General features: G+C 44.8%; 6 protein-coding genes. All 6 read left to right on the top strand.

The genetic code is table 11. The features are described from left to right. Nucleotides 1–9 precede the first annotated feature (9 nt). The 6 genes from GC102_RS34200 (at nt 10) to GC102_RS34175 (ending at nt 11,364) form a co-directional block, all read left to right on the top strand. The gene (locus GC102_RS34200) at nt 10–273 is read left to right on the top strand and encodes an L-rhamnose mutarotase (protein WP_246321278.1); all 264 of its coding nucleotides are present in this window, start codon (nt 10–12) and stop codon (nt 271–273) included. Nucleotides 274–663: 390 nt separating this feature from the next. Continuing rightward, nucleotides 664–5,628, top strand: coding sequence for a DUF4073 domain-containing protein (locus GC102_RS34195; RefSeq protein ID WP_171693467.1), 4,965 nt, complete (start codon nt 664–666; stop codon nt 5,626–5,628). Nucleotides 5,629–5,973: 345 nt separating this feature from the next. Beyond that, nucleotides 5,974–7,620, top strand: coding sequence for a helix-turn-helix domain-containing protein (locus tag GC102_RS34190; protein ID WP_171693466.1), 1,647 nt, complete (start codon nt 5,974–5,976; stop codon nt 7,618–7,620). A 213-nt stretch (nt 7,621–7,833) separates the two neighbouring features. Beyond that, nucleotides 7,834–9,453 (top strand): extracellular solute-binding protein, encoded by a 1,620-nt coding sequence (locus GC102_RS34185; protein ID WP_171693465.1) that lies wholly within the window; start codon nt 7,834–7,836, stop codon nt 9,451–9,453. 62 nt (nt 9,454–9,515) lie between these two features. Beyond that, complete coding sequence (locus GC102_RS34180) at nt 9,516–10,472, top strand: ABC transporter permease (RefSeq protein WP_171693464.1); 957 nt, start codon at nt 9,516–9,518, stop codon at nt 10,470–10,472. A gap of 10 nt (nt 10,473–10,482) precedes the next feature. Further along, on the top strand, nt 10,483–11,364 hold the full coding sequence (locus GC102_RS34175) for a carbohydrate ABC transporter permease (protein ID WP_246321277.1): 882 nt from the start codon (nt 10,483–10,485) through the stop codon (nt 11,362–11,364). Nucleotides 11,365–11,444 lie beyond the last annotated feature (80 nt).

Here is an 11,444-nt window from a genome sequence, read left to right as displayed (position 1 = left end):
TATGCATGTGTGCCACCAGTGAATCGATATGGAAGTGTGATCAAGGTTAAGCCTGAGAAGCTCGAAGAATATAAGACGCTACATGCCAACGTATGGTCAGACGTTCTCAATATGATCCACGCATGCAATATCCGCAATTATTCCACCCTACAACACAAAAATGGTGGGAAATTTGTGATCCCTGCCAAGAGCCGTTGGAGTCGCGGCTTGAAGGCGAATGGTGGGCTTCAATGGAGGAAGTTTTTCATACTGATTGAGGGCTATGTCAAATAACTTAATAAGCAAGGGGCTGCACTAAATTTTTGCGTAGCCTCTTTTTTACGACCAATAGGCAGGGAAATGTTGACCTGGCAGCTCAAATGACTTTGGGACAGTCTTTTGTGCGAATTACTGTATTCTAGGTGATGTTAGTTTAAAAAAGATCAATAAGAACCCAAAATAGATCATTTGAATGCGTTTTCATTTGAAGTATTGTTGAGATATAAAGTATTTTAAAAGAAAGGGGGAAGTGTAGCTATTCACCAGAATGCGTGCAAAAATTGAATGATTCAATTGTTTGTTCTGTCTGCAGTGATACATAATGTATCATTTTGTCGTTTTTTTTCTTGCACGATTTGTATTACTTCTGTGTGATGTGAAACAAAGGATGAAAGGGTGATCGTTTTGCGCAAGTTATTGAAGATGCCTTACAAGAAAGAATCTTTATTAAGTATAATGATAGCTGCTTGCATTTCCACTGGTTTTACCGGTATACCAACCCTATTGCCAATTGGAATGGCGCATGCGGCAACCGCGGTTACATTCACGGGATCCGCACAGCCCCCGGCTCATAATCTGGCCCTATGGTATCGACAACCGGCAACGGATTGGGAGACACAAGCGCTGCCGATTGGAAACGGATTTATGGGTGGAATGGTGTATGGCGGTGTAGACCAAGAGCATATCCAGTTCAACGAGAAGACGCTTTGGACAGGCGGTCCGCGTTCTAAGGCCGGAGGCGGAAGGGACGGTAACAGAGATGGTGCGGCCGATCATTTAGAGAATGTTCGCCAGAAGCTAGCCAGCGGTGATGTAGGTGAAGCCACTTCGATTGCCGAGCAATATTTGACAGGTACATTAAACGATTATCCGCAATTTGGCCATTATCAAAATTTCGGTGATATCTTTTTCGATTTTGCCCTTCCTGCTTCCGTGACGGTTGCCGATTATCGGCGAGAACTTGATCTGGAGGATGGGATCGCGCGTGTTACTTACAAGCAGAATGGGGTCGATTATACACGCGAATATTTTATGAGTTATCCGGATAAAGTGATGGCGATGCGGCTTTCCAGCAGTCAGCCGAATCTGTTGAACTTTGATGTAAGGGTCACAGGCCCTCATACGGCTCCTTCCATCGTGGCTAGCGGCAATACGCTGACCCTTAGCGGTAAACTAGCTGATAATAATATGGCCTATGAATCGCAGTTCCGAGTTCTGAGTGATGACGGCACGGTTACGGCCGGAAATGGGAAGCTGACGGTAGCAGGCGCTAGCTCTGTTACGATCCTCATGTCTGCAGCTACGGATTATGCCAATCATTATCCGGATTATATCGGAACGGATCCACACCTAACTGTGACCGATAACCTAGCAGCAGCTTCCACCAAAACGTATGATGTGCTGCGTGCGAACCATTTAGCTGATTATCAGTCGCTGTTTAAGCGAGTAGCGCTTAATCTGAATGACCAGCAGGCCACGGTACCAACTGACCAACTTCTGGCCAACTACAGAACGACCCGCACCAGTGCGCTGGAATCTCTGTTTTTCCAATATGGCCGCTACTTGCTCATCGCTTCTTCGCGTCCGGGATCGCTGCCTGCCAACTTGCAAGGAGTCTGGAATAATTCCAAGACACCGCCATGGGGAGCGGATTACCATACGAATATCAATCTTGAAATGAATTACTGGCCTTCTGAAGTTACCAATTTGAGCGAGACGGCCATACCTTATGTTGATTTTATCGATTCTTTACGGGCTCCAGGCAGGGTCACAGCTCAGAAGCATCACGGTGTAACTGGTTCTGGTTGGACGATTCATACGTTCACTAGCATTTTTGGCTATACGGCACCAGGTTGGGATATTAGCAATTGGGGATGGCAGCCGGCCGCTGGCGCGTTCCTTTCACAGCAGTTGTGGGAGAAATATATGTTTACGGGCGATACGGAATACTTACGTAATAAGCTTTATCCGATTATGAAGGAAGCGGCTGAATTTTGGACAAAAACGCTCGTTACGGATACGGACGGAACACTGGTATCTACGCCGGGTGTTTCACCGGAACATGGTTCATTAAGCATAGGGGATTCTTATGATCAAGAGCTGGTTTGGCAATTGTTCACGGATTGCATTGATGCGAGCAACGTTCTGGGGATGGATGAAGCTTTCCGCAATGAGCTTATTGATAAACGAAGTAAGCTGTCTATGCCGAAAATTGGGAAGTACGGGCAAGTACAGGAATGGAAAGAGGATATCGATGATCCGAACGATGAGCATCGCCATATCTCACATCTGGTAGGTTTATATCCGGGCAATCTGATCAATAAGGTAACAACTCCTGATCTATTTAATGCGGCAAAAGTGACTCTTACTCAGCGTGGAGATGAAGCGGAAGGTTGGAGCAGAGCGAATAAACTGAATATGTGGGCTCGTATGCTGGACGGTGATCACGCTGAGAAGATTCTCCAAGGACACCTTGACGACAGCACGTACGCGAATTTATTCAATGTTGGCCCGCCATTCCAGATTGATGGTAACTTTGGGGCGACATCCGGGATCGCTGAGATGCTTTTGCAAAGTCATACAGGAAGTATTGACTTGTTGCCGGCTCTACCGATGGCATGGCCCAAAGGAGATGTTAAGGGCTTGAAGGCAAGAGGCGATTTTGAAGTGGATATGAGCTGGAATGGGACGATATTGAGGAATGCGACGATCACTTCCTTGGAAGGAAATGTCGCTAAAGTCAAGGATAAGACATTCACCCATGCCGGACAATTTACAGTGCTTAAGGCGGCGGACAACACGCCGGTGAACTATACGGTTAGCGGAGACACGATAACGTTCAATACCGAAGCGGGACAAAAGTATACGATCACGTCGTCGATGCCTGCGACGCAACTGGCTGTTACAGCTCCTGATTACATTTCGCCAGGGAAAAGATTTGAAGTAACGACAACTTTTAAAAATGACGGTCCGAACGCAATTTCAAACGCGAATATCTCTTTACAGGCTCCGAGCGGATGGGCAGTCGAAGCTGTTACCCCAAATGTTATTCAACAAGTAACACCGGGCCAATCCGTTGATACCAAATGGGGCGTTACTCCGTCTGCAACGATGGCAATTAGCATGTATGAGCTCTCAGGCAAAGTAACTTACGCTTACGGAACTTTGACTGGCAGTGTTGACGCTAAAGTGAATGTAACCTCTCCGCCAATCGTGCCTTCAGGCGAAGTTTATTTAGGAGACGCTACCTGGATGAGTACAACGAATGGATGGGGACCCGTGGAACGCAACATGAGTAACGGAGAGTCATCGGCTGGTGATGGTAAGCCAATTACGCTGAATGGGGTTGTCTATCCAAAAGGACTTGGCATCCATGCTGCGTCTGAGATCTCCTATTATTTAGACGGGAAAGGCAAGCTGTTTACATCGGATATCGGTGTCGATGACGAAGTAGAGAGCAGCCGTGGAAGCGTCATTTTCCAAGTTTGGGCGGACGGCAATGAAATTTACGATAGCGGCGTCATGACTGGAAGCAGTGCAACAAAGGCAGTAAGCCTTGATATGACAGGCGTGAATGTCCTTAAGCTAGTCGTAACGAATGGTGGAAACGGCAACGGTTCCGATCATGCGGATTGGGCTAACGCCAAAGTTACATCACCTATACAGGATGGGGCTGTAACCGGCGTACAACTGGATAAGATTAATGTTGCGCTCAAAGTAGGAGAGACGACACAGCTTACAGCTACGGTTCAACCCGCGAATGCGACGAACAAAAACGTCAGCTGGGCAAGCAGCGATCCGTTGGTAGCCAAAGTTGAAGTTGTCGGCGGCAAAGCGATGGTAACAGGTCTCAAAACGGGCAGCGCCGAAATTACGGCGACGACGGCAGACGGAAGCTTCAATGCGAAGGCTCAAGTGACCGTGACGAACGGCATTGATGTCGTACAGACGATAATGGTCGATGATCGCGATCCGTCCATTGTGTATACGGGGACATGGAACAATTACAACGATGGCGGAGATTATAACGGTACAGAGAAATATAACAATACGGCCGGCAATTCGGCGCAATTTACGTTTACCGGCACCTCAATCAATCTGATCAGTATGAAGCAGAGGAATATGGGTAAGATCGATGTGTATTTGGATGGGGTATTAGATCAAGCGGATTTCGATTGTTACTCTCCTAGCACAATCAAAAGGGTCGTCATCTACAGCAAGACAGGTCTACCAGCCGGAGAACATACGATCAAAGTCGTTGTCAAAGGTACGAAAAGCCCATCGGCAGTGGATACAATCGGGGCTATCGATGCATTCGAGTATACGCCGGCGATAGCAGCACCAAACGTAACGGCGGACGATACGAATAACGTTATCGTAGGCGCGGACGAGAGTATGGAATATTCGATAGATAGCGGGGCGAACTATACAAATTATAATGCGGCCCAAACTCCTGTATTCAATGGCGACAAGACCGTACTGATACGTGTTGCAGCAAATGAAGTTAACTCAGCGGGGCTCGCGAAGACGCTTATGTTTACACAGAATTCGCTTGAGCCCGCAACCACTTTAACCGGAACCGGCACGATCACTGCGGGAGCAGAGTTTACCGTTCAATACGGGCTGAATAACACTCAAAATGTATATGCACAAGATCTGACCCTTACCTTTAATTCGAATCTATTGGAATTTATTTCGGCAGAATCGCTTAAAGAGGGATTAGTCATTGTAAATAAAACGGAAAAGCCAGGTCAAATCAGGCTCATTGCGGCAAGCACAGGCAGTAATGCCTCTAATGCGAGCGGGGATCTGTTGAAACTTCACTGGAAAGCCAAATTAATGGCTCAGCCGCAGGCCGCAGTAATCACGTTGTCTAACGTGAAGATTGCTAACGGTGACGGCCTGGAAACAGAAGTGTCCGGTAGTTCCAACAGCGTACAAATTACTGTAGTGGATAGGGCGGCACTTACTGCCTTAATTACTGATGCTCAATCAAAACATGATGCGGCGGTAGAAGGCACACAAGCCGGGCAGTATCCAGCAGGAGCGAAAGCGGCGCTGCAAGCGGCAATTGACAAAGCTAAGGTGGTAGCAAATGACTTGGGAGCAACTGAGGCGATAGTAGCGCAGGCAGTGGCTGACCTAAATGCGGCTGTACAGTCCTTCACTTCTTCCGTCAACATTTCTATTCCTGGCGACATGAACGAAGACAGCAAAGTATCTATTGGCGACTTAGCTATTGTGGCTGCGGCTTATGGAAAAACTTCTGTTGACACAGATTGGAATCAGTACAAAAAAGCGGATATCAACCACGACAACAAAGTTGACATTAGTGACTTAGCTGCAGTAGCGACAAAGATACTCGAATAAGAGAAGAATATTGCTTAGCGCTTACTAAGTAACATGGTCAAAGCCAGGAGTAGCTTTTCCTGGCTTATTTTTCACTCATTATTAATATTCAACTAAAAATATCATCTTTTATTCAAAATAGATCATGTGAATGCGCTTCCAATCGTGCTAATATATTAGGTCTAAGGCGCAAATCACCGCAAGCAAACGACAATTGCTCAGCAATGTTCTGTATTATATACTTTTTATGGCGATCGTTCTTCTCGCTGCCCAGAAACCTATTCCACTTATATTTACATTCAGTTTTCGGTGAAAAAATCAGCCCAACTTGATGAAGTTCGATGATGGATGGAGAGGGGTAACTACATGTACAAGATGATGATCGTTGATGATGAACCGTTAGTTCGTTTGGCCTTGCATCATTTGATCGATTGGCAAGCTCTCCATATTGAAATCGTGTGCGAAGCGGGTGACGGTGTCGAAGGTCTCGCGCTGCTTAAGGCCCGTGGCGACATCGACTTGCTGCTAGTCGATATCCAAATGCCTCGAATGAACGGCATCCAGTTATTAAAGGCATTGAATGACCCAGTATTAACGAAGCGTCCGCTTCCAATTATCCTTAGCGCTTATAGCGATTACAGCTATGTGAGGGAAGCTTTCCTTCTCGGAGCTCTCGACTACATCGTCAAGGTGGATATGGATGAGGATCATATCGTACCCGTTATTGCTAAAGCCGTAGAGGAGTTAGTCCGGTTAGGCGGCGTATCCAAGACAAATGCGATTGAACATGCGAACAAGCAGCTAGTCCAACAATCGGATAAGGATGCGTTATTACAGAAGCTTTTTGACTTCGATCCAAAGGAAGACGCAGAGTCGTTCGAACAATGGCTGTTATCTGCGAACGGTTTGTTAAATGAAACGAACGAGATGGCGATTATCATTCAAATAGCACGAGGTATCGACACGACGAAGCTGCATAGTTTCATCCAACAAACGATCCAAACGGTTCTTCATGAAATGTCCATTTTGCATGAAATTGTTCGACAGGAAGCAGGCGAATACGTCTTATTGTGTGCGTTCCCGAACGAACGCAGCGAATCGGCGATTCGGGCACACATTCATAGCGCACTGACGATGATTCAGACTCGCCTGCTGCAATATGTAAACGCCTCTATTTCGGTAGGCATAAGTGATTTGGCAAATGGAAGTAGGCAGTGGCCTCGCTTATGCCAACAGGCCAAGCAGTTGGCAGCAAAAAGTTATTTTGCCGGTGTGGGGAAGTTGTTTTATCGGGAATCGGCGTCCCAGGAATCCTGTGTGAAAGACACAGGGGGCCACGAGTTGTGGGATTACTTGAGGGCTGGGAGGCTTGCATTACTTCAAGCTCTGAAGCAACCTGATGAAAGTCAGTGGGTTCGCGAGTATGAACAATTGGAGAAGCGAATGTATGATGCGAGGCAGGAGCTGCCTGACAGGGTGCGAGCTGTATTCGTCGATATGTTGTGGGAGCTCGGCGCTGTTCTTTATGCCAAAGGCATGCGCTTGGAGGAGATACAGCCTACTTCTCACAATCCATTTGATGAAATCAAACAGATGGAGACGCTGGAGGAAACGCAGCAATATGTCAGACAGCTATTACAGCGTGCTCATTCAGTTATTCACGGGAATAGCCTTATGAACGCAGCGCGCTATAGTCCTTCCATTGCTAGTGCAAAGAAATTCCTCGATATGCATTATCGTGAGGAAATTAATCAGTCGCTCATCAGTGAGATGGTGGGCGTGAGCGAAAGCTACTTGAGCAAGCAGTTCGTTAAAGAAGTCGGCTGCAATTTCATCCACTATTTGACCAAGCTGCGTATCGAAGAGGCGAAGCAGCTGCTCGAACTGGGGATCAAAATTTCCGATATTTCGGAAAGAATCGGATACCTCAACCCCGAGCATTTTAGCCGCATTTTCAAGAAAATGACGGGTTTTAGCCCGAAGGCATATCGGGAGAGTTTGGAGAAAGTATAGGGTAGAAGAACTAGCGATGATCTTACGCTAGTTCTTTTTTTTGTAAATATGGCCAATGATTTTAGAAATAGTCTATTGCTTTGGAGAAATAATCAGTTTGCTGAATGAAAATCAACATGCTATTCCTCATTTTACTCATATTTAAGTCATTGGCGTTCCATTAATCTAAGGGAAGAGATGCATCTCACCATAAAATTACTGGAGGGTCAATGAATGAAGAAAATGTTAGCTTCTACTATGACTGTCTTGATGATGGGCACAATGATTGCTTGCTCCTCTCAGACAGGATCTACACCTAATACAACGAAAGAAACGTCGCCTTCTACGAACAACGCTGTGACGACATACCCAATCAAAACGGATAAGACACTTACTTATTGGGGCGAGTTGACCCCGAATTTAACCGGTGTTAAAACAACCCACGCTGAAGTTCCTTTCTTTCAAGATTGGCAGAAGAAGACGGGCGTACAGCTTAAGTTCTCCGCACCGCCGACGGGACAGGCCAAAGAGGCTCTTAACGTCATGTTGGCATCCGGGGATTTGCCGGATATCATCGAATATAATTTCCTTACTTTCCCAGGTGGACCTGAAAAGGCGATCAAGGACGGATACATCCTTAAATTGAATGATTTGATCGACAAGCATGCGCCTAACCTTAAGAAATTTCTGAAAGACAATCCCGAAATTGACAAAATGGTAAAAACCGATAGCGGCAGCTACTATGCGTTTCCTTTCATTCGAGGGGATGAATATCTGCAAGTATTCCAAGGTCCAATTATTCGCAAAGATTGGCTAGACGAGGTAGGTCTTCCTGTACCGGAAACGATCGATGAATGGACAACTGCTCTTAAAGCGTTTAAAGAAAAGAAAGGAGCAGCTGCACCTCTTTCTTTCATCAGTAAACCGAACTTTTTCAATGATTCATATAATGGTGCGTTTTTAGGGGCTTTTGGAGTTAACCGCAATTTCTATTTGGAAAATGGACAAATCAAATTCGGTCCAGCTGAGAGCGGATACAAAGATTATATGGCATTATTCAGCAAATGGTATAAAGAGGGCTTGCTGGATAAAAATATTGCCACTGTAGATTCAAAAGCATTGGATGGAAACTTCTCTACAGCTAGCACGGGAGCAAGTATTGGGAATGCTGGAGGCGGTATTGGGAAATGGCAGCCGATTGTCCAAGCGAAAGATCCCAAAGCACAATTGGTCGCAGCTCCTTACCCGGTATTGAAAAAAGGAGATATCCCTAAATTTGGTCAAAAGGATAAGCCGTATTCCTCTGGAGGCATTGTAGCCATTACGACGAAGGCGAAAGATCCGGAACTCGCGACGAAGCTGCTGGATTATGGTTATAGTGAAGCGGGACGCATGTTTTTCAACTTCGGTACAGAAGGCGTTAGCTACAATTTAGAGAACGGTTATCCGAAATATACAGATTTATTGATGAAAAATCCGGATAAATTAGCTCCGGCGCAAGCGATGTCCATGTATGTTCGCGGCAGCTACAACGGCCCGTTTATCCAAGATAAGCGATATGCCGAGCAATTCTTTACATTGCCAACCCAGCGTGAGGCGATCAATGTTTGGAAGAAAACGGACACAGATAAGTATAGTCTGCCTCCGCTTACGCCAACGCCGGAAGAGAGTTCGGAATATGCAAAAATCATGAGTGACATCAACACCCTGGTAGATGAAATGACGTTAAAAATCGTTCTTGGAACGGAATCCGTCGATCAATATCCGAAATACTTAGAAAAAATGAAATCTTTGAAGTTGGATCGTGCTATTGAAATTCAAAAGGCAGCTTTGGATCGTTATAACAAAAGATAATGCGAAAATGAGTGGAGAGAGCTTTGCTCTCTCCATCCATTCAGAATGAGGTGAGGGAAAAGATGGAGACTACGCAACCGCTCAAAAGTCTGGCACTAGCAAAGAAAAAAACGGGCATAAATCGATATGTTCGTGACTTCATAATGAATAAATACTTGTATTTGATGATGGTTCCAGTGCTTGTCTATTATATGATCTTTCATTATGCCCCTATGTATGGAGCACTGATTGCATTCAAAGAATATTCACCTATGAAAGGGATTATCGGCAGTGAGTGGGTAGGATTCAAGCATTTTCAAGATTTTTTCAGTAGTTTTTACTTTTGGCGTATTTTAAAGAACACTCTTGTTATCAGTCTGTACTCCTTGGTATTTGAATTCCCAGCGCCGATTATTCTGGCCTTGCTAATCAATGAAGTGCGCAGCAAGATGTTCAAGCGTGTGGCTCAGACCATAACGTATATGCCTTACTTTATTTCACTTGTTGTTATTTGTGGGATTATAACTGATTTTACGAATGCGGATGGTGTGATCAACAAGATCCTTATGACTTTTGGATATGATGGCCAGACGATGCTGCAGAAGCCTGATTTATTCCGTCCTATTTATATTTTATCGGAGATTTGGCAGCGAATTGGTTGGGAGTCCATCATTTATATTGCTGCGTTAATGGGTATTGATACCGAACAGTATGAAGCTGCGCGTATGGACGGAGCAACCAGGTGGAAGCAAATCATTCATATCACCTTACCTGGCATCATGCCAACGATTGCTATCATGTTCATATTGCGAATGGGGAATTTACTTAATGTAGGATTCGAGAAAATTATTCTCCTTTACAATCCGGTCACTTATGAAACCGCGGATGTCATTTCTTCCTTTGTTTATCGTAAGGGATTACTTGAATTCGGATGGAGCTACAGCTCAGCAGTCGGCTTATTTAACTCTGTAATCAATCTTATTTTATTGGTTTCAGCCAATTATATCAGCCGAAAAGTAAATGAAAGCAGCTTATGGTGAGGTGAAGCAAATGAATAAGGGACCTAGTATGCTTGAAAGATTGTTCGATATTGGTATTCATCTAATTTTAGTAGTCCTAGTGGTTGCTACTTTATATCCACTGCTATATGTCGTCTTCGCATCCTTTAGTGATGCAGGTCAGTTAGTGGCTCACAAGGGAATTCTTTATAAGTCTTTAGGTTTTAGTCTGGAAGCGTACAAAGGTGTCATGAAAAACCCAGGTATTCTGATCGGATACCGCAATACGCTATTTATCGTTGTGTTCGGTATTTTAGTGAATATTTTGATGACAGCTTTAGGGGCTTACGTGCTTTCACGGAAAAATGTCATTTGGAATAAAGCATTTATGCTGATCATCGTTTTCACCATGTTCTTTCACGGTGGCTTAATTCCTTTATATCTGGTTGTGAAGAATGTCGGTCTTCTGGACTCGTTGTGGGCTACGATTATTCCATTTGCGATCGGTACCTTCAATCTCATTATCATGCGTACAGCCTTCATGTCTGTACCCGATAGTTTAGAGGAGTCGGCCAAGATCGATGGAGCGAACCATTTTACCATCTTGTTCAAAATCATTATTCCGCTTTCCATGCCGGTCATTGCGGTTATGATTCTCTATTATGCGGTTGATAAATGGAATGCTTGGTTCTACGCATCTGTATTTATTAAAAGCAGAGACCTGTTCCCCTTACAACTTGTACTCCGTGAAATATTAATCTCGAATTCTACAGACGGAATGTCCGTAGGGGCAGATGCGGGAGATCGACATCAAATAGGTGAAACAATTAAATATGCGACGATTATTGTAGCAACAGTACCTGTACTTTGTATCTATCCTTTTGTTCAACGTTACTTTGTAAAAGGGGTTATGGTAGGTTCTTTGAAGGGGTAATTCTGTGTAAAAATGACTTGAATAGAGCTTTTGTCAATCGGTTTTGTCATTTTGGACATTCCTCCCCTTGCAATCAGAGG

Origin of the sequence: Paenibacillus germinis (genome assembly GCF_013141785.1) — a bacterium.
Lineage (GTDB): Bacteria > Bacillota > Bacilli > Paenibacillales > NBRC-103111 > Paenibacillus_E > Paenibacillus_E phytorum.
This window is presented reverse-complemented; position numbering and strand designations above follow the sequence as displayed.